18 protein-coding genes, 1 pseudogene and 1 riboswitch are annotated in these 18,927 nt (G+C 43.6%); of the genes and pseudogenes, 17 read left to right on the forward strand and 2 right to left on the reverse strand.

Annotated elements, in window-relative coordinates:
• Positions 1-57: 57 nt before the first annotated feature.
• From MUB50_RS13170 to MUB50_RS13215, 10 genes and pseudogenes are all read left to right on the forward strand, one after another.
• A pseudogene (locus MUB50_RS13170) lies at positions 58-462 on the forward strand (ABC transporter ATP-binding protein); the annotation flags it as partial.
• Positions 459-1,133, forward strand: a complete 675-nt coding sequence (locus MUB50_RS13175; RefSeq protein ID WP_244791306.1) for an ABC-2 transporter permease — start codon at positions 459-461, stop codon at positions 1,131-1,133. The pseudogene MUB50_RS13170 and the gene MUB50_RS13175, both read left to right, overlap by 4 nt.
• Positions 1,134-1,287: 154 nt before the next feature.
• Positions 1,288-2,646: an MATE family efflux transporter gene (locus MUB50_RS13180; RefSeq protein WP_244791308.1), complete on the forward strand. Its 1,359-nt coding sequence runs from the start codon at positions 1,288-1,290 to the stop codon at positions 2,644-2,646.
• A 150-nt stretch (positions 2,647-2,796) separates the two neighbouring features.
• Positions 2,797-2,970: riboswitch (cobalamin riboswitch) on the forward strand.
• Positions 2,971-3,106: 136 nt separating this feature from the next.
• Positions 3,107-4,036, forward strand: coding sequence for an ABC transporter permease (locus MUB50_RS13185; RefSeq protein ID WP_244791310.1), 930 nt, complete (start codon positions 3,107-3,109; stop codon positions 4,034-4,036).
• Between the two features lie 15 nt (positions 4,037-4,051).
• Positions 4,052-4,915, forward strand: coding sequence for a nickel transporter permease (gene nikC / locus MUB50_RS13190; RefSeq protein ID WP_244791312.1), 864 nt, complete (start codon positions 4,052-4,054; stop codon positions 4,913-4,915).
• Positions 4,896-5,687 (forward strand): ABC transporter ATP-binding protein, encoded by a 792-nt coding sequence (locus MUB50_RS13195; protein ID WP_021650927.1) that lies wholly within the window; start codon positions 4,896-4,898, stop codon positions 5,685-5,687. Before nikC ends, MUB50_RS13195 begins: the two co-directional genes overlap by 20 nt.
• A gap of 9 nt (positions 5,688-5,696) precedes the next feature.
• The gene (locus tag MUB50_RS13200; RefSeq protein WP_138276763.1) at positions 5,697-6,635 is read left to right on the forward strand and encodes an oligopeptide/dipeptide ABC transporter ATP-binding protein; all 939 of its coding nucleotides are present in this window, start codon (positions 5,697-5,699) and stop codon (positions 6,633-6,635) included.
• 29 nt (positions 6,636-6,664) lie between these two features.
• Complete coding sequence (locus MUB50_RS13205; protein WP_227752374.1) at positions 6,665-8,233, forward strand: nickel ABC transporter substrate-binding protein; 1,569 nt, start codon at positions 6,665-6,667, stop codon at positions 8,231-8,233.
• A 5-nt stretch (positions 8,234-8,238) separates the two neighbouring features.
• Positions 8,239-8,991, forward strand: a complete 753-nt coding sequence (locus tag MUB50_RS13210) for a class I SAM-dependent methyltransferase (RefSeq protein WP_244791314.1) — start codon at positions 8,239-8,241, stop codon at positions 8,989-8,991.
• A gap of 1 nt (position 8,992) precedes the next feature.
• The gene (locus tag MUB50_RS13215; RefSeq protein WP_138276760.1) at positions 8,993-9,739 is read left to right on the forward strand and encodes a class I SAM-dependent methyltransferase; all 747 of its coding nucleotides are present in this window, start codon (positions 8,993-8,995) and stop codon (positions 9,737-9,739) included.
• 11 nt (positions 9,740-9,750) lie between these two features.
• Here MUB50_RS13215 and MUB50_RS13220 read toward each other — a convergent pair whose 3' ends face one another.
• Positions 9,751-10,524 carry an alpha/beta hydrolase gene (locus MUB50_RS13220; protein WP_244791316.1) on the reverse strand — a complete coding sequence of 258 codons (774 nt, stop codon included), beginning with the start codon at positions 10,522-10,524 and terminating at the stop codon, positions 9,751-9,753.
• 164 nt (positions 10,525-10,688) lie between these two features.
• Between MUB50_RS13220 and MUB50_RS13225 the strand changes: the two genes are divergently transcribed.
• The 4 genes from MUB50_RS13225 to MUB50_RS13240 all read left to right on the forward strand — a co-directional run bounded on the left by MUB50_RS13225 (position 10,689) and on the right by MUB50_RS13240 (position 14,730).
• Positions 10,689-11,564 carry a NifB/NifX family molybdenum-iron cluster-binding protein gene (locus tag MUB50_RS13225; protein WP_173738079.1) on the forward strand — a complete coding sequence of 292 codons (876 nt, stop codon included), beginning with the start codon at positions 10,689-10,691 and terminating at the stop codon, positions 11,562-11,564.
• Between the two features lie 87 nt (positions 11,565-11,651).
• Positions 11,652-13,034, forward strand: coding sequence for a hypothetical protein (locus MUB50_RS13230; RefSeq protein ID WP_244791318.1), 1,383 nt, complete (start codon positions 11,652-11,654; stop codon positions 13,032-13,034).
• A gap of 78 nt (positions 13,035-13,112) precedes the next feature.
• A complete protein-coding gene (locus tag MUB50_RS13235; protein ID WP_330637538.1) occupies positions 13,113-14,126 on the forward strand; it encodes a U32 family peptidase in 1,014 nt (337 codons plus the stop codon).
• A gap of 121 nt (positions 14,127-14,247) precedes the next feature.
• Positions 14,248-14,730, forward strand: coding sequence for a GNAT family N-acetyltransferase (locus tag MUB50_RS13240; RefSeq protein WP_114002680.1), 483 nt, complete (start codon positions 14,248-14,250; stop codon positions 14,728-14,730).
• A 117-nt stretch (positions 14,731-14,847) separates the two neighbouring features.
• Here the strand turns inward: MUB50_RS13240 and MUB50_RS13245 are convergent, their stop codons facing one another.
• Positions 14,848-15,867, reverse strand: a complete 1,020-nt coding sequence (locus MUB50_RS13245) for a LacI family DNA-binding transcriptional regulator (protein WP_244791320.1) — start codon at positions 15,865-15,867, stop codon at positions 14,848-14,850.
• Between the two features lie 390 nt (positions 15,868-16,257).
• On the opposite strand from MUB50_RS13245, the gene malQ reads away from it, so the two are divergent.
• The 3 genes from malQ to MUB50_RS13260 all read left to right on the forward strand — a co-directional run.
• On the forward strand, positions 16,258-17,766 hold the full coding sequence (gene malQ, locus MUB50_RS13250) for a 4-alpha-glucanotransferase (protein WP_244791322.1): 1,509 nt from the start codon (positions 16,258-16,260) through the stop codon (positions 17,764-17,766).
• A gap of 276 nt (positions 17,767-18,042) precedes the next feature.
• The gene (locus MUB50_RS13255; RefSeq protein WP_244791324.1) at positions 18,043-18,672 is read left to right on the forward strand and encodes a metal-dependent hydrolase; all 630 of its coding nucleotides are present in this window, start codon (positions 18,043-18,045) and stop codon (positions 18,670-18,672) included.
• 100 nt (positions 18,673-18,772) lie between these two features.
• Positions 18,773-18,927: transposase (locus tag MUB50_RS13260; protein ID WP_244791332.1), on the forward strand; the 155-nt coding region annotated here is incomplete at its 3' end.

Genomic DNA, 18,927 nt, shown 5'->3' on the forward strand with positions numbered 1-18,927 from the left:
GTGTCTCTGACGTTAAAGCCAGTGTTTTAGAGGGCTGGGAGAGGGATGCCTAATTTTATCGACGAGCCGACAGCAGGGCTTGATGTCGGAGCGAGGGAAAGGATGCTGGATATTTTAAGAGAGTATATGGAAGAAGAGCCGGAGAGAAGTATCCTGATCAGCTCACATATTTCTTCGGACTTAGAACATCTGTGTGATGACATTTATGTGATTCATCAAGGAAAGATTGTACTTCATGAAGAGATGGATACGATTCTTGAAAAATATGCAGTGTTGAAGGTCAGTGAGGAGCAATATCAGGAAGTAGATAAAAGATATCTTTTAAAAGAGAAAAAAGAGATTTTTGGAATTGCCTGTCTGACGAATGAGAAGCAGTATTATATAGAAAATTATCCGGAAATCGTAGTGGAGAGCGGATCACTCGATCAGGTGATCCTGATGTTGACAGGAGGTGGGAGATGATGAAAGGAATCAGAGGGCTTTTGGAAAAGGATTTTCGATTGTTTTTTCGGCAAGGTGGTAATCTTTTTTTGGTGTTAGCGTTTGTAGCATTGTTTTTTATACTTACAGGAAAAAAGGCAGCTGCTTTCATTGCAATGTATATCCCATCTGTTCTGGCGATATATTCAGGTAATACGATCAGTTATGATGAAAATGGCCATGGTTACACATATTTATTTTCTTTACCCGTAAATAAAAAAATATATGTCAGAGAAAAATATATTTTTTCCTTTATCATGACAGCATGTGGATGGTGCATTGGAATGATCTGTGCAGGAATTATGGTACTCATAAATCCTGAAGAGGTGTTTGATCCGGAAATGCTGGCAATGGAGTTGATCACATTTTTTGTGTTTCAGGCAATTGCGGGAATTATGATCGCGATCAGGATAAGGTTCGAAGGAGAGAAAGGGCGAATTGTGCTGCCAATCGCAATTTTAATTATTTTTGCGATTTGTTATACAATTAGATCTTTTGTGAAGGCTAACCTGGGATTAAAAGAAAGTATTCTGCATATGATAGGGGGAATAGGGGATTTTGAAATCGCGATTGCCCTTATTGTGCTAAGTCTGCTTATATGGTTTGCTTCGTATAAGTATAGTATGAGAGCTATGAAGAAGAAAGAGTTTTAGGATAGGCGTGGCAAAAATGCTCCATAAAAAATAATGATTATAAAGATGTAATAGCTACCAAAAATATTATAAAACTTTGTGAAAAAATAGGATTGTGTTTCGTAAGAGTCCCTTGTAAAATAGCGGATAAGGATGAAAAGAAAAGGAGATTCTTATGGGAACCAATGAAAAAGATATGACTGCCGGATCCCCCGGAAAACTGATCATAACTTTTGCCATACCAATGATGCTTGGAAATATTTTTCAGCAGTTTTATACAATGGCAGACACCATGATCGTCGGACAAGTGGTAGGAGTTGAAGCACTGGCGGCAGTAGGTGCTGGAGATTGGCTGGTATGGCTGGTGTTGGGGATCATGACAGGTATCACACAGGGTTTTTCTATTCTTGTATCTCAGTATTATGGAGCAAGGGAAAAGGAAAATCTGAAATGCGCAGTGGCGAAAAGCTATATCATGACAGCATTATTGTCTGTGGTCGTACTCGCAGTAAGTGAAGGTACAGTTTATCATGTTCTTTTATTCTTACAGACACCGGATAATGTCATTGATCTGACAATGCTATATTTGCGGCTGATTTTTGCAGGAATCCCGATCATAGCTGCTTATAATATATTTGCAGCGATTCTTCGGGCACTTGGAAACAGCAGATCTCCATTGATCGCAATGACAGTGGCAGCAGTGATCAATGTGGGACTGGATCTGTTATTTGTGGCGGTTTTTGGTTGGGGTATAGCCGGAGCAGCAGTGGCGACCGTTATCGCACAGGGATTTTCAGCCTTATACTGTTTGATCGTATTACGTAAAATCCCGGATATCCGCCTGGAAAAGAAGGATTTTTACAGGCAGCCCTCTATGAGCCTGCGACTTTTGGAACTGGGAGTTCCTCTTGCAATACAGAATGTGATCATCTCCGTGGGAGGACTTGTGGTACAGTATGTGATCAATGGATTTGGTTTTCTGTTTGTGGCGGGATTTACGGCAGCGAACAAGCTGTATGGAGTTTTGGAGATGGCTGCCGTTTCATATGGATACGCCATTACAACCTATGTGGGCCAGAATCTTGGTGCCAAAAAATACCAGAGGATTCGAAAAGGTGTGCGCAGCGGCACTTATATGGCAGTGCTCACTTCGGCTTTCATTTCCGGCATGATGGTGTTGTTTGGACGTAATGTACTGTCTCTGTTTGTATCCGGTGAACCGGATCAGACCCGACAGGTATTGGATATAGCATATAAGTATTTGTTTATCATGGCTGTCTTTTTGTGGGTGCTGTATCTGCTGTATGTGTATCGTTCCGCTATCCAGGGCCTGGGTAATACTTTGATTCCGCTTGCCAGCGGCATTGCAGAATTTATAATGCGTGTCAGTGTTGCGCTGCTGTTGCCAAAAATGATCGGCGAAGATGGAATATACTATGCAGAGATCTGTGCATGGAGCAGCGCAGCTGTTTTATTATTCGTAAGTTATATGATCATTATACGGAAATATAAAGAAGTCACCGTTCATACATAATGTCATTTACTTGAGGAACCTATAATAATAGACAGGCAGAAAATATCCGGGTTTTAATATGAAATGTTCAGATATTTCATATTTGACAGAAAAACTATTTATATAAAAAGAAAAGTATGATATTATAATACTTATTCGTTGCAACTATGAAAATTGAATAGTCAGAAGGGTGTACAAAGTACTTAATAAGGAATCTGGTGAAATGCCAGAACAGCCACCGCTACTGTGACAGGGACGAAAACCAAAATATCACTGGAGAGATCCGGGAAGATGGTGAGTAGGAAGAACTGGAGTCAGGAGACTTGCCTTTTTGACAGAAGAATTCTGATTCGGATGGGATACAGAAGGAATAAGCTCTGCCTGAGGTGGAGGTTTGTTTTTTGTGCTGATATGATGCTGGATCATATCAGCTTTTTTTATTTTAACCGAATAAACAGATGAAAAATGAGGAGAAATGAAAATGGGAAAAGTAATTGCAAAGCGTTTTATATTTATGATTCCGGTAGTTCTGGCGGTTACATTTATTATTTTTATGCTGAGTTTTATATCGGCAGGTGATGCGGCCAGAGTTCTGGCGGAGAAAAAATACGAGCATCCGTCACCGGAGCAGATAGAAGAAGTACGGCATGAGGAAGGACTGGATCAGCCGGTGCTGGTACAATACGGGAAATGGCTGGATCAGGCACTTCACGGCGATTTTGGAAAATCATATTCTACCAGAAAACCGGCTTTTGAGGAATTAAAAAGATATTTTCCACAGACATTTAAACTGGCAGTTACTTCGTTTTTATTGTTGATGATCGTATCAGTCCCTCTTGGAATTTTGTCGGCAATTTATGAAAACAGAGTTCTGGATAAAGTCATTCGCATTTTGTCGTCCCTCAGTGTATCTATGCCGTCTTTCTGGATCGGTCTGATGCTGCTATATATATTTGGAGTAAAGCTAAAAGTGATTTCCGTGATCGGAGGAGATGCCGGAGGTATCCCGATTCTCGCGGCATTTGCCATGGATATCAGTTTCTTTGGAATTATGACGAGATTGATCCGTACTAATATGATACAGGTGCTGAAGCAGGATTACATACGTGCCAGCAGAGCCAAGGGATTGTCATCTGTAAATGTAATTTTGCGTCATGGTCTGAAAAATATTCTGATTCCTGTGCTGACACGTCTGGTATCAATTGTGATCGGTTTTTTCTGTGGCTCAGCTGTGATAGAAAGTATTTTTTCAATTCAGGGAATCGGAAATCTGGCATTGAAATCCGTGATCTCAAAAGACACTCCGGTGCTGCAATGTTTTATCTTTATTCTGGCTATTGGCATTGTAGTATTAAATTTTCTTGTGGATATCGCCTATTCTGCGATTGACCGGCGAATCCAGTTAAAGTAAAGGAGAGATCATAGAATGGGAAGCAGAAGAAAGCAGAAAACAGAAAAAAGCATGATCCAGAATCTGTACTGGAAACAGGTATTCCGGTCACCAAAAACAAAAATAGGATTGATGGTGGTCATAATTTTTGTATTGGCAGCTATTTTTGCACCTGTACTGGCGCCGCATGATCCACTGCTTGTGGATGTTTCGATAAAATTAAAGAATCCGTCGGCGGCATATCCTTTAGGTACTGATCAGCTGGGACGATGTATTTTATCAAGACTTCTCTGGGGCAGCCGGTATTCACTGAGCTATAGCTTTACGGTGCTTCTGATCACCGTATGTGTCGGGGTGCCGATCGGACTGTTTGCCGGATACGTAGGTGGAAAAATCGATTCCATAATTATGAGGATCATTGATGTATTTATGGCTATGCCGGTCTTTATTGTGGCACTTGCCATTGCAGGAACCGTAGGAGCCAGCGGCGCTCATCTGATCCTGTCCTTATCGGTCGTATCCTGGGCAGAATATGCAAGGCTTGCCCGTGCATTGACACTTCAGGAAAAAAATAAAAATTATATGACCGCACTAAAAGCCGGAGGCTGCGGCCACGCAAGGATCATATTCAGGCATGTATTGAGAAATATCCTGCCATCTGTGATCGCACTGGCAACAATGGAAATCGGTTCGATCATTCTGTCAATTGCCGGTTTTTCCTTTATCGGCCTTGGTGTGCAGGCGCCGACACCGGAATGGGGGATCATGCTTAGTGACAGTAAAAGTTATATCCAGACTTATCCAAGACTGATGTTTTATCCGGGTATACTGATCATGATCATTGTTCTGGCATTTAATTATCTGGGGGAGGGAATACAAAATGGAACAGCCCAAAAATGATGTTCTAAAGGTAAAAAGATTACATGTGGAGTTTCAGACCTCTCACGGAATGGTTCATGCAGTAAAAGATGTCAGCCTGGAAGTAAAGCGCGGAAGGATCCATGCTCTGGTGGGAGAAAGCGGAAGCGGCAAGTCAGTTACCTCTCTGACGATCATGAATCTGCTTGCAGGAAATGGAAAGGTGATATCCGGAGATGTGACACTGAACGAAAAGAGTCTTCTGAAGTTATCAGGAAAAGAAAAACGACAGTTATACGGAGACAGGATCGGAATGATCTTTCAGGATCCGACCGCTGCTCTTGATCCGCTTTTTACAGTTGAACAACTGCTTCTGGAAGGACTGAGGAAACATCGCAGAATGAGCAAAAAACAGGCAAGGGAAGCTGCGTTGGAAAGTCTGCGGATGATGAATCTGCGTGATCCGGAAGAACTGATGAAGAAAAAACCTTACGAATTGTCTGGAGGTATGTGCCAACGTGTTATGATCGCCATTGCCATGTCCATGAAACCGGATTATCTGATTGCAGATGAGCCGACGACAGCATTGGATGTAACCGTACAGAAGCAGATCCTGGAAGAAATCTATCAGCTATCCAGGAAAGAAAATCTGGGTGTGTTATTTATTACGCATGATCTGGGTGTGGTGGCAGAGATCGCAGATGATGTTTCGATCATGAAAGACGGCGAAATAGTGGAAAACGGAACAGTTGAAGAGATCTTTTATCATCCGCAGCATTCATATACAAAAAAACTGTTGGATGCAGTTTTATAGGGGAAAAGTATGAGTACGTTACTAAAGACAGAACATTTAAAAAAATATTATGGCAAGAAAAAAATTGTGAAGGCAGTGGATGATGTAAGTCTGGAAATCCATGCAGGATCATCCATGGCCCTGATCGGTGAAAGTGGAAGTGGTAAAACTACATTCGGAAAGCTGATCGCCGGCCTGGAGAAACCTACAGATGGAAAATTCTGGTTTCAGGGACAGGAAATGCAGGATTTGTCTGAAAAGCAGTTTCGTCCATATCGCAAGAATCTTCAGATGGTCTTTCAAAGCAGCAGCGGGGTATTTGATCCCGGTTATACCATTGGAGAAAATATTCTGGAAATTTTGAAATTACATGAAAAACTGCAAGAGGGAGAGTATGAAGAACGGGTAAAAGAAGCTTTGATCCAGACGGGGCTTGATCCGGATATTCGCAACCGTTATGTTGGACAGATTTCAGGAGGTCAGTGTCAGAGAGCTAATATTGCGAGAGCATTGGTATTAAGACCGGAACTTGTGATCTGTGATGAACCGGTATCCAGTCTGGATTATTCCATACGAAAGCAGATCCTGCATCTGTTAAATGAACTGCAGGAAAAATATGAGATGACCTATTTACTGATCACTCACGATCTGTCCAATGTTCCATATCTCTGCAAAGAGGTGGCTATCATGTATCAGGGACGCGTGGTCGAGTTTATCGATCATACGGACAGCTTAAAGGAGACTGCTGTACATCCTTATACAAAAGATCTGTTTGATTCTATTCCGGTAAAAGAACCGAAAATGCGAAGAATCGGATCGCAGGAAAAGAAAATATTTTCAGATACCATTCCGGAACAAGGCTGCCCATATCAGAACCGGTGCATAAGATGTACAAACATATGCAGAGAGCATATACCGGAATTGACAGAAATTGAAACAGGACATTTTGCGGCATGTCATATGCTGTAAAATATAAAACAAACAAAGGAGAAGAAGAAATGAAGAAAAGACGTGTAGCAAAACTGATAGCATTGAGCATGGTGGCGGCAACTTTACTGACAGGTGTCAATGTACAGGCAAAAGAGGAAAAAGTAGTTACGGCAATGACATCCATTGATCTGACTCCTGAACTTTGTGATCCTACAAAAAGTGGTGCGGACTTTCGTCTTTATGAAATGATCTATGATCCACTGGTGCGTTATGGAGAAAATGGAGAAATTAAACCGGCATTGGCAGAATCCTGGGATATCAGCAAAGATGGCACAACCTATACGTTTCATTTAAGAAAAGATGTGAAATTCTCAGACGGTACAGTGTTTAATGCAGACAATGTGATGTGGAATTATAACAGATGGGTGGAACAGGATGTGATCGGTAACTTTTCAGCCAAACTGGAAAATGTTACAAAGGTAGATGATTATACTGTAGAATTTAAGTTTGCAGAACCATGCTATACATTGCTGATCGAATTCAGCTATCCAAGACCATTCCGTTTCACCTGTGAAAGTGCAATGGATGAAGACGGAGAATTTTGTCAGGAAGTAGGTACCGGAATGTGGATGATCGACAGTTATGAAAGCGGTCAGGAGGTTGTCCTGGTACCAAATCCTAATTATTACGGTGAGAAACCAAATATTGATAAAGTAGTTCTGAAACAGGTGGTAGACGGTGATGCCAGAGTGATGGCACTTCAGAGTGGAGAGGCAGATCTGAATCTTCAGGATATTCCATCCGAAAGCTTCAGTATTATCCAGGCAGATAAAAATTTATCGACAGAACAGCAGGTTTCCACACTTTCTTACTATCTGATCGAAAATTATGATACACCGGCGCTTCAGGATATAAACGTACGTCAGGCACTGAATTATGCAACAAATAAAGAAAGCATTGTAAATGATCTGCTGGATGGTTACGGCAATCCGGCAACCGGACTTATGTCTTCGACAGTTCCTTATGTAACAGAAGAAAACAGCAAGGGTTATCCATATGATCCGGATAAAGCGAAGGAACTGTTAAAGGAAGCAGGATATGAGGATACAGACGGAGATGGTATTGTAGAAAAAGACGGAGAACCACTGAGCCTCAGACTGGTATTCCAGACTGAAGAATATGCTTCCTGGAAGTCACTGTGTGAATACCTGAAATCTGAATATGAGAAGGTTGGTGTGGGTGTTGAACTGGTAGAAAAAGAATCTGCAGCTTACTATGATGAGATCTGGAACACCAGAGACTACGATCTGTGCATTTACCGCAGCTATGAAGACTCCTGGATGCCTCATGGTTTCCTGAAATCAATGTTCTATGCGGAAGATGGAGCAAAAGCAGTAAACTGGTACGATGAGGAGCTGAACAAAGATCTCGGAGAAGTATTAAAAACACAGGATGAAGAAAAACGTACGGAATTATACGATAAGATCCTTACACGTATCAATGATCAGGCAGTAACAGTGCCGCTGTATTATCCGAACCGTGATTATATCTATAATAATACCAGACTGACCAATGTAGAGCTTGCACCGACTGCCTATGAAGGCATTAACTGGGCAACACTGGATGTAGTGGAGTAAAAAAAATGTTTGAAAAAATCGAGAATAAATGGACAGAAGATTCCGGTGATTATGATGATATGATCCAAAAACAATTGAGTAACAAAAGAACGGTATCTCACTGGACAAAAGAATTGAAAAGACTTCTTGGACCTGAGCCCCTTCGTATTTTAGAAGTGGGCTGCGGCCCGGGTTTTATGAGCATCATAGCAGCGCGTCTGGGACATGATGTAAAAGCGATAGATGGTTCATCAGGAATGGTAGAAAAAGCCAGAAGGAATATGCGACAGTATCATCAACAGGTGGAAATCTGTGAGGAAGATGGTGTAACTTTGCCATTGGAACAAGAACAAAGCTATGATGTGATACTTTCCAGAGATGCGGTGTGGACATTATATGATCCGGAAAAAGCTTTCAGACGCTGGAAGGCTGTATTAAAACCAGGTGGAAGGATCATTTATTTTGATGGGGACTATCGTACCGTCGAACCCACATTAAAAAATAAGATCCATATGAAAATTGCTGATTTTCTTATTTATGTTACAGAAAGAAAAACATATGGATCTGACGTGAAGGAAAACAGCGGAATTTATGAAAAGCTGCCATTTACATCGCAGAAGCGTCCGGAAGCGGACTTTCAGATATTAAAAAAGGTACGCTTTGCCAGGATCCAGATCAGAGAGAACCGCTGGCTAAACAGACCATGGACGATGGATTTCTGGAAATACGGATATCAGGGGAAAAAATTTATTGTAATAGCCACAAAGAAGGAGAAGTGACATGCAAAACGATAAGATCAAAGAGTACTGGGAAGGAGAAGCTGGCATTTACAGCGAAGGGATCAAGGCAGAATTGAAAAGTGAAACAGCAGAAAACTGGAAGAATCTGATTCTGGAGTATGCGCCGGAAAAAGAACATCTGGAAGTACTGGATGTAGGCTGCGGGCCGGGATTTTTTGAAATTATGCTGGGAAAAGAAGGACATCATGTGACCGGGATCGATATTACTGAAAATATGATCCATGAAGCAAAGGAAAATGTAAAGGCAGCAGGTTTATCCGCAGATCTGATGACTATGGACTGCCACAATCTGAATTTCCCGGATGAGACATTTGATATGGTTATCTGCAGAAATATCACATGGACGCTGGATGATCCACAGAAGGCTTACAAGGAGTGGCTGCGTGTACTGAAAAAAGGCGGACGCCTTTTGGTATCGGACGCCTGCTGGTATCTGCATCTTTATGATGAAGAAAAGAAAAAGATTTACGAGGCACATGATGCTGCCATGTGGGAAAAATACGGAAGAGGTATCCATGCTCATGAAGATGCGGAAACAGGGAAAGAGCTCAGCAGTAAGCTGTTTATGAGTGATAAAAAGCGCCCGGCATGGGATCTGGATCACATGATGGAGATCGGCTTTTCCAAAGTGTTTGCCCTGAAGGACATCAGTGATATTTCCAGAACTTCCATGGATCGTGAGCTGAATAAGCTGACACCTCAGTTTTTAGTGGGTGGAGAAAAATAAGCGGGCCGGCGTTAAATAAAACGCTGGACCCGTTCCATTGTAGTTTTTAATATAAAGATATCCGTCAGTACATCACCGGTTTCCAGAGAATGGTTGGCGTTTTGGGTGAGAAAGAGAGGTACATCTTTCTGCGCTGCCAGTTCCCGGATGGAATCGGTTTCGGCCCAGGGATCTGCGGTGCCGTGGAAGGCGATGCTTCCGGCAAGTGGGAAGGAAAAGGTCTCTGCAAGAGGTGTAAACAGGATGCTTTTTACAGTCAGATCGTGTCGGGAAGCATAGGCAGAGGAGATGACTGTACCAATGCTTTTGGAAATAAACAGAACGCTGCCATAGGAATTCCAGTCGATGCTGCTTAAGGAGCGTTCTGTCTGTTCCAGGGCGAGGTCAAAGGCCTGTTTCATTTTTTCGGGGTTTCCTTTGACATTTTCCGGAAGGTTGTCATAGGATACAGTGCGGATCTGGTAGCCGTGTTTGCTGGCAAGGCGGCCGGTATAGTACAGAAGCGGCTTGTCAGCCGTGTATCCGATGCCCGGAAAAACAACAGCTAATTTCGGGGCATTTTTATCTGCTCCGGCTGTATGAGAGGAAACTTTTGCATAGAGCATCTGCAGCTGAAGCTTTTCCTGAAGCTCCTTTAAGGTAATGGAGATCGTACAGGAATCGGATGGAAGATAATCATAATCGGTAACAATGCCGTCCTCTTCCATGGAATAAACAATGTGTGAGGAACCCATGAGTTCCATGTCTTCTTCAATATCTGAAAGTAATTCTTCGTATGATTTCATATTAATTCAAACCTTCTATTAAAAAATCTTTTATTTTTACAGATGCTCCTATTATACTGGATTCATTGAATAACAGCAAGAGCCGGCAGAGCGAAGTTAAACCTTGCTTTTATCCTGCCTGCACGATATACTAATATATATTTGACTAACGGAGGGTTTTACAAATGAAAATTGCAGCAACATACGATAATGGAAACATTTTTCAGCATTTTGGAAAAACAGAGTTTTTCAAGGTATATGAGGTGGAGGATAACAAGGTTATTTCCAGTGAAGTGATCAGTTCCAATGGCACCGGACATGGTGCACTTGCCGGACTTCTTGCAGATCAGGGGATTAGCGTTCTGATCTGTGGCGGAATCGGCGGCGGCGCTCAGGCAGCACTTGCTGAGGCTGGTGTTGAGTTATGTTCTGGAGCACAGGGTGATGTAGATGCAGCTGTGGATGCTTATCTGAAGGGCGAACTGGTATCCACAGGTGTGAACTGTGATCATCACCATCATGAAGATGGACATTCCTGCGGAAGCCATGAGGATGGACACTCCTGCGGTGGTCATGAAGACGGACACTCCTGCGGAGGCTGCGGCGGCGGATGTGGTTCCCAGCCATCTATCACAGGTCCTAATGTCGGAAAAACCTGCCGTACACATTACAGAGGAACCTTTAACGACGGAACACAGTTCGATTCTTCTTATGACCGTGGTGAGCCACTGGAATTCATCTGCGGAGCAGGCCAGATGATCAAAGGCTTTGATGCGGCAGTTGCAAACATGGAGGTTGGCCAGGTGATAGATGTTCATCTGATGCCTGAGGAAGCTTACGGTATGCCGAATCCGGATGCGATTTTTACACTTGAGATCGAACAGCTTCCAGGCGCTGAGGATCTTACTGTAGGACAGCAGGTATACCTCTCCAATCAGTATGGTCAGCCGTTCCCGGTTAAAGTTAACGCAAAAGATGAAAAAACCATTACTTTCGATGCCAATCATGAGATGGCAGGTAAAGAGCTGAATTTCAGAATTGAATTAGTAGAAGTGAAATAAGCAGGAACAGTGGGAGGTGCTGTATGGGAGCATATGGCATCTCCCTTTTTTACCTGAAGGGAGGAAGCTTTCCTGATGAGGATCTCTATGATACCATTTGGATTACTGTCCGGTTTTATGGATGGTAAAGAAATCCGGATCACAGAGCTGGGTGAAGATGGATTTCGGCTTCGCCTGGCAGAGGAATGCCCGGAACCGGAGCAATTTCTGATCTGTTTTTACGATATGAAAAAAGCCGGGTACAGGAGCGTGGAGATCCGGAGGTTTGGGATGAGTGCAGCAGAGGAGCAATATCTGCAGGATCAACAGCCATCTGAAAAGGAAACCGGAAAATATTTTTACAGGGAATATTCTGTGAGAGTGGAACAGAAGGACTATGTACAGGAGGTTCGGCGTCTGGCCGGAGAGTACAACAGATATATCCGTCTGAAGCTGGAGGGAGACGATGGAGAGCTGGCGAAATCACTGACCGGTTATCCTGCAGAGCTGGATGAGATGCACTGCAGGAGTCTGGAAGAACAGAAGAAGCGGTGGTTTTTCAGAGAAAGTGAAAAGGCTTCCGGAAATCCACAGAATACAATGGGTACAGAAGAATTAAGGCTTTTGGATAATGCAGAGTTTGCCCTGGAATTAAACTGCACTTCCCTGTATGAAGAATATCTGCGCCAGCCGCTGCAGGATTTTCTGGCGTCTTACTGGCAGAAGAATTACCTCACTCACAGTTATTTTGCAGGCCGGACACCGGACAGATTTTATATTGGAAATCAGTTCTGCCATAATCTGTTTCCGACAGAAGAGCAGCTTTTTTCTATTATGGATAAAATGTATTCGGAGGGATCGGAGATCACACTGGTATTTTCTTATATCCGGGAATTTATGCTTTTGTCTGTGGGAAAGCTTCTGGAAAAGGTGGATAACTGGTGCTGTATTCATGGGGTGAATGTGGAAATCGTAGTCAATGACTGGGCTATGGCGGAAATGCTCTGTGGAAAAACATCCCGCCTGCGTCCTGTTCTGGGGACATTGCTCAATAAACGAAAAAAGGATCCGCGAATGAAATATAAATCCGGTGATACCTCATTATTTCAGCAAAACAGCCTGAATGCGGGGGTTTATCGGGATTTTCTGGCTGAAGAATTTCATATCCACAGATACGAATGGGAGTCCTGCGGATATCCACAGGAGCTTCCGCCGGGAAAAAACAGTCTGCATCTGCCTTTTTATCAGACAAACACTTCGCAGTACTGTCCGTTGTATGCTTTGTGCACCACCGGAGATCGTGGTATACAGCAGCTTGCGGAGCACTGTCCGAAATTCTGTGAAAAATACGCACTGCTTTATCCGGAACATTTACACATGGCAGGGCGGTATAACTCCCTGTTTGGTGTGGATAAAACACTTCCGGAGTCAACGGAAATGTGGAAAAATATAAAAGGTACAAAGCCGGATCGCATTGTTGTCAATATATGACAGGTGATGGGCAGGCTGCGAAGGTGGATCGCGAATATCCGTTTGATAAAAATACATTGCGGAAAAAAGGAACAGGACATGGATAACAGTATGAAAATAACAGTCGGGTTAGGCTCCATAGATGAATATGAACGTTTCGTGCAGGCAGGAGCAGATGAATTTTTCTGTGGCTATGTACCCTTTTCCTGGGCGGAAAAATACGGCACAGTAATGCCGTTAAATCGCAGGGAGGTTCTCTGCTATAATGTTCAGCTTGGTGCATACAGTGAGCTGGAGATCCTTTCCCGGATGGTAAAAAAATATAAAAAGCCGGTGCATCTCACCTTCAATTCCCTGTATTATCTTCCGGAACAGTATCCGGAGATCGGAGATATCATAGAGAAGTGCATGGAAATTGGATTTCGAAGCTATATCATTGCAGATCCGGCACTTCTTGTTTATCTGAAAAACAGGGGACTTTCCTGCGAGATCCATCTCAGCGGAGAAACAGGGGAAGTGAACAGCGAAATGCTGAAAATGTTCCGGCGCTTTCCTCTGAAGAGATTGATCTTTCATCGGAAAAACACGTTCCGGGATATGCAGTCTGTTATTGTATCTCAGAGAGAAGTGGAAAAACAGGCCGGGATCCGACCGGAGGCGGGAATGGAGTTCGAGGCCTTTGTGCTGAATGAAATGTGCCAGTTTACGGGAGCATTCTGTAATTCGCTTCACTGTGATGAGATGGGATATCTTTGCAGGGTGCCCTATTGGCTTGGAACTGTACGGAATGGTGAGGCTGTTCCGGAAAAAATAGTGGCTCTTCAGGAGCAGGCGTGGGATCAGGAACCGGATCTGAAAGCATATGATGAATCCGGATATCTTTGTGGTGAGACAGGCTGTGGACTGTGTGCACTGTATCAGCTGAAGCAGGCAGGGATCACGTACCTGAAGCTGGTTGGCCGGGGAAACTATGTGGATCACATGGAAAAAGATATCCGGAATTTGCGAAAAGCGTTGGAAATTCTGGACGCTGCAGAAAATGAAACAGCGTTTCAATGTATGATAAAGAGGATATTGTTTCCACATGGGTGCAGTGAAAAGTGTTATTATTGATGGAATAATATAAATATTCACGAAAACCGGGATCCGGGCAGAATATACTTTCAGGAGAAATCCAGGACTGAAAGCTGTAAATATCAAATTGTTAAGATAATAGTGGGAGAAAAGATATAAAATGAATTTCGAGCGTGTAAAAAGAGAAGAAGCAGATACAGTTCTGAAGCTGTACCGTTCATTGCTGGGGACGCCCTATTGTGTGTGGACAGAGGAGTATCCTTCAGAAAAAGAAGTGGAATTTGATCTTTCCAGAGATGCGCTGTTCTGTATGCGGGACGATGCGGGAAGTATCGCAGGTGTGATCTCCATTGATGATGATCCAAATGTGGAATGTCTCACATGCTGGTCAGAAACCATGGTGCCGTCAGCGGAGGTCTCCCGGGTGGGAGTATGTCAGGAATTCCAGAATCAGGGGATTGCCGGGAAACTTCTTAAGGGTGTGATGGAAGAATTGAAGAAGCGTGGCTATAAAGCTGTACATCTTCTTGTTGCGAAGGACAATGTAAAAGCACTCCGCTCTTATGATAAGCTGAATTTTGAGAACGTGGGAGAGTGTGAACTCTGGGGACATATGTACTGGTGTTATGAGAAAGCATTATAAAAAATGAAAAACAGGTATCTTTTTGCCGGGCGGTAAATCGACCATCAATGTCAGATCGATAAGTGGTGGTCAATACACAGTCAGCAGAGAAGATACCTGTTTTTTGTTCACAGCAGATCAGATCCTCCGGCAGCTGTCCCTTTCGATCAGCTGGTGAGGTACAATGATCTTTGTGGCCGGAAGGCTCGGATTTTCGATATGACTGATCATCTGCGTAGCCGCTTCCATTCCAAGCTGCCCAGAGTTAATATCAATGGAGGTCAGCTGCGGCGAAGTCAGTCTGGCAAAAAGCGAGTTGTTAAAGGAAAGAATGGACAGATCTTCCGGTATGGAGATATCTGCTTCCATACAGATCCGCTCCAGAGAAAGCGCCAGAATATCATCACTGACGAGCACAGCTGTAGGGCGCTCCTCACTTAAAAGCAGCTTTCGAAGCTCCTGAAACTCATTCTGGGAAGCTGCAGGAACTTCTATGCAGTATTCGGGCTGTACGGTTAATCCGTGGCTGATCAGCGCAGTCATGTAGCCGGTTTTACGGTCTGCGGAAAAGACCAGGGAATTATCTACGCCCAGATAAGCAATCTTCCGGTGGCCCAGAGCATAAAGATACTCCGTTGCCTCCTGTCCGGCAAGAAGGTTGTCATTATCGATATAGATCGTATTATTGGTGTACTGCGCCGGTTTTCCGATCAGGATATAGAGAAGTCTCTCACTGAAAAGAAAATCAATAACAGGATCATTCACACGGGAATAAAGAACGATAAATCCGTCAACCTTACCGCTTCTGGACATGGAACGTACTGCGTTAAGGATCTCTTCTTCATTCTGACCGGTAACAATGGTACTGATATACTGATGTGCGTTACAGTAGTGGCTGATTCCCCGGATCGTCTCAAGGTAAAAGGAATTCTCGTATGTCTCCTTTGGGGACGGAGGCAGGATGATACCGATGGAGCGGGAAATCTGTGCTGCCAGGTTGCTGGCCTGAAAATTCGGCTCATAGCCAAGCTCCGCCATGGCTCTGCGTACACGTTCCTTGGTTTCTTCACTGATAGATGGATTATTTTTGCAGGTTCTGGAAACGGTAGACGGGGACACCCCGGCCAGAGCTGCCACATCTTTGATGGTTACTGCCATAAATTTGCCTCCTCACGGATATGCCGGATCAAAGCTATGCATCTGATCCGGCTTTTTTTATCTCAGTCTGATAGAGATATTGTAGTTCATAACAAGGATACTGTCAAACATATTGCACGGAAAGTTGCATAAAATTGCGTGAAAGCAGGTGCGCAGAGAATCAAGTGGTGAGATGCAGACAGATTTCTGTTTGACACAATGAAAAACTGCACAAAATCAGGATGCAAAAATTGTAAGAAAGGTAGAAAAGACAAAAATGCATTGCACTTCATGCAAAATGAACGTATAATTTATGCAAACGGTTGCATGGATTGCATGAAGCTGCATCCGTGAGAGGATAATAAATAAGATGCCCTGAGATGCAGGGCTCAACATAAGGAGAGAAAAGATATGGATAAAAGAGCAGCTGGCATTTTGATGCCGATCACAAGTCTGCCGTCAGAGTACGGCATCGGATGTTTTTCAAAGAGTGCCTATGATTTTGTGGACTGGCTGAAGGAAGCGGGACAGAGCTACTGGCAGATCCTTCCGCTGGGACCTACCAGTTACGGAGATTCTCCGTACCAGTCCTTCTCCACTTTTGCGGGAAATCCGTATTTTATCAGCCTGAAGGCACTGGTGGAGGAAGGCGTCCTTACAAAGGAGGACTGTGATAAGGTCAGCTGGGGAAGAAGAGCAGACAGCGTAGACTATGAAAAAATCTACAAAGGCCGTTACAAGCTTCTCCGCAAAGCTTACGAAAACAGCAACATCAGCGAGAATCCGGATTATCAGAAATTTGTTGCAGAAAACAGCTGGTGGCTTTCCGACTATGCACTTTTTATGGCAGTGAAGGATCAGTTCGGCGGTGTTGAGTGGACAAAATGGGCAGAGGATATCCGCCTTCGCTGGGCAAATGCCATGGACTACTATCGCAGAGAATTATATTTTGATATTGAATTCCAGCAGTATATGCAGTTTAAATTCTATGAGCAGTGGATGAAACTGAAAAAATATGCCAACGAAAAAGGCATCCAGATCATCGGAGATATCCCGATCTATGTAGCTATGGACAGTGCAGATACCTGGGCTCATCCGGAGCTTTTCCAGCTGGATGAGGAGAATGTGCCGGTGGCTGTAGCCGGATGCCCGCCGGACGGATTTTCCGCAACAGGACAGCTCTGGGGAAATCCACTGTATCGCTGGGATTATCACAGAAATACAGGATATCAGTGGTGGCTCTCCAGACTGAGCTACGTATTCCGTCTTTATGATGTGGTAAGAATTGATCATTTCCGTGGCTTTGACGAGTATTTTTCCATTCCATATGGTGCGGAAAATGCTATTGGCGGTCACTGGGAAAAAGGTCCCGGGATCGATCTGTTCCGCAAAGTGGAGCAGGCCCTTGGCTGGAAGCAGGTCATTGCGGAGGATCTTGGCTATGTGACAGATTCCGTACGTCAGCTTGTCCATGACAGTGGATTCCCGGGAATGAAGGTCCTGGAGTTTGCGTTTGATTCCAGAGATTCCGGCTGTGCCAACGATTATCTTCCGCACAACTATCCGGAGAACAGTGTGGCATATACAGGAACCCATGATAATGAGACCATCGCCGGATGGTGGAAGAGTATTATGGCAAAAGAGCGTAAGCTTGCCAGGGATTATCTCTGTGATAACTACACACCGGATAAGGAGCTGCATAAATGCTTTATCAGCCTGGTTATGAGAAGCAGTGCAAAGCTCTGTGTGATCCCTATGCAGGATTATATGGGCCTGGATAACAGCTGCAGAATGAACCAGCCTTCCACAGTAGGAAAGAACTGGAAGTGGAGGATCCGCAAAAGGGAGCTGACTGTGAAGCTTCAGAAAGAGATCCATGGTATTGCACTTCGCTATGGACGTATGAATTGGTCTGATTAACTGGTACGTTTGTGAGGTATATTCCAGTTAAACGGGACGTGTATGAGAGTAGGGAGAATTTTGATAGAATAGTGTTTTCTTGTGTGATATAATGCTGTTTCGTGGAGGCAGCTGTCAGTAAAAGGTAAGGCTGACAGCTGCCTTATTGTATTTTCAGATCTGCGGTAAATGATAAAGTGATACATTTATATATGCAGAAGATCAGAAGGGAGTGTCTGATCTGCAGCAGTGGATAATCCTGAATAACGGAAGATTTTTTACAATAAGGGGAGAATTATGACAGGAAAAACACACGCAGCAGTCGGACTCGGAACAGTGCTGGCAGTTACACAGCCCTCTACGGTTTCCGGTCTGGTACTTGCGGCAGGAACAGGAATGCTTGGAGCACTGATCAGCGACATTGATGTAGGAACTTCCAAATCCCATAAGGATGCGGACCGGATCACGCTGATCGCGGTTCTGCTTGTGGCAGCAGAGATCGCATTGAATTATTTTTATGATTTTTCCATCTGGGAAAAGATCCGCAATAACCAGTCTATAGCGCCGGTTGCCATGGGAGTTATTATTTTTATTGCAGTCTGTGCCTTTGGAAAAAATCAGCCACACCGTTCATTTATGCATTCGATCATGGCTATGGCTATTTTGAGTGCAGCCATATCCATGGTGTCAGTGCAGCTGGTATTTTACTTTGTGGTTGGATTTGCATCACATCTGGTGCTGGACTGCTTTAACCGGAAACGGGTACGGATCCTGTATCCGCTGCCGGGAGGCATTGCGCTGGATTTCTGTAAGGCAGGAGGCTTTGTGGATTCCCTGCTTTTTAAGCTTGGATCCGTAGCTGTGATCTTTGAGATCGTATATCTGGCTGTGCAGATGGGAGAGAGCTGGAAGCTTTTTCGAATGTAGAGGATGTTTTATTTACCGATTACGGATAATTTTATGCAAGTAATTGAAGATGGACAAAATAGTAATTGTATTAACTAATAAACTATAGTATAATACAAATATGGACACAACATATAAATCAAACAACAATGTCGTCTATTCCTGTAAATACCATGTAGTATGGTGTCCAAAGTATAGACGAAAAGTATTAATTAATGGTGTGGACGTCCGGCTGAAGGAGCTGCTCACAGAGTATGCTGCAAATCTTTCTGTAGA

The organism is Blautia sp. NSJ-140 (assembly GCF_022868965.1).
GTDB lineage: Bacteria > Bacillota > Clostridia > Lachnospirales > Lachnospiraceae > Blautia_A.

What these genes read in the sequence shown, in the direction of transcription:
- MUB50_RS13175 (WP_244791306.1), top strand. Translation starts at nt 459, where the DNA reads ATGATGAAAGGAATCAGAGGGCTTTTGGAAAAGGATTTTCGATTGTTT.
- MUB50_RS13180 (WP_244791308.1), top strand. Translation starts at nt 1,288, where the DNA reads ATGGGAACCAATGAAAAAGATATGACTGCCGGATCCCCCGGAAAACTG.
- MUB50_RS13185 (WP_244791310.1), top strand. Translation starts at nt 3,107, where the DNA reads ATGGGAAAAGTAATTGCAAAGCGTTTTATATTTATGATTCCGGTAGTT.
- nikC (WP_244791312.1), top strand. Translation starts at nt 4,052, where the DNA reads ATGGGAAGCAGAAGAAAGCAGAAAACAGAAAAAAGCATGATCCAGAAT.
- MUB50_RS13195 (WP_021650927.1), top strand. Translation starts at nt 4,896, where the DNA reads ATGGAACAGCCCAAAAATGATGTTCTAAAGGTAAAAAGATTACATGTG.
- MUB50_RS13200 (WP_138276763.1), top strand. Translation starts at nt 5,697, where the DNA reads ATGAGTACGTTACTAAAGACAGAACATTTAAAAAAATATTATGGCAAG.
- MUB50_RS13205 (WP_227752374.1), top strand. Translation starts at nt 6,665, where the DNA reads ATGAAGAAAAGACGTGTAGCAAAACTGATAGCATTGAGCATGGTGGCG.
- MUB50_RS13210 (WP_244791314.1), top strand. Translation starts at nt 8,239, where the DNA reads ATGTTTGAAAAAATCGAGAATAAATGGACAGAAGATTCCGGTGATTAT.
- MUB50_RS13215 (WP_138276760.1), top strand. Translation starts at nt 8,993, where the DNA reads ATGCAAAACGATAAGATCAAAGAGTACTGGGAAGGAGAAGCTGGCATT.
- MUB50_RS13220 (WP_244791316.1), bottom strand. Translation starts at nt 10,524, where the DNA reads ATGAAATCATACGAAGAATTACTTTCAGATATTGAAGAAGACATGGAA.
- MUB50_RS13225 (WP_173738079.1), top strand. Translation starts at nt 10,689, where the DNA reads ATGAAAATTGCAGCAACATACGATAATGGAAACATTTTTCAGCATTTT.
- MUB50_RS13230 (WP_244791318.1), top strand. Translation starts at nt 11,652, where the DNA reads ATGATACCATTTGGATTACTGTCCGGTTTTATGGATGGTAAAGAAATC.
- MUB50_RS13235 (WP_330637538.1), top strand. Translation starts at nt 13,113, where the DNA reads ATGGATAACAGTATGAAAATAACAGTCGGGTTAGGCTCCATAGATGAA.
- MUB50_RS13240 (WP_114002680.1), top strand. Translation starts at nt 14,248, where the DNA reads ATGAATTTCGAGCGTGTAAAAAGAGAAGAAGCAGATACAGTTCTGAAG.
- MUB50_RS13245 (WP_244791320.1), bottom strand. Translation starts at nt 15,867, where the DNA reads ATGGCAGTAACCATCAAAGATGTGGCAGCTCTGGCCGGGGTGTCCCCG.
- malQ (WP_244791322.1), top strand. Translation starts at nt 16,258, where the DNA reads ATGGATAAAAGAGCAGCTGGCATTTTGATGCCGATCACAAGTCTGCCG.
- MUB50_RS13255 (WP_244791324.1), top strand. Translation starts at nt 18,043, where the DNA reads ATGACAGGAAAAACACACGCAGCAGTCGGACTCGGAACAGTGCTGGCA.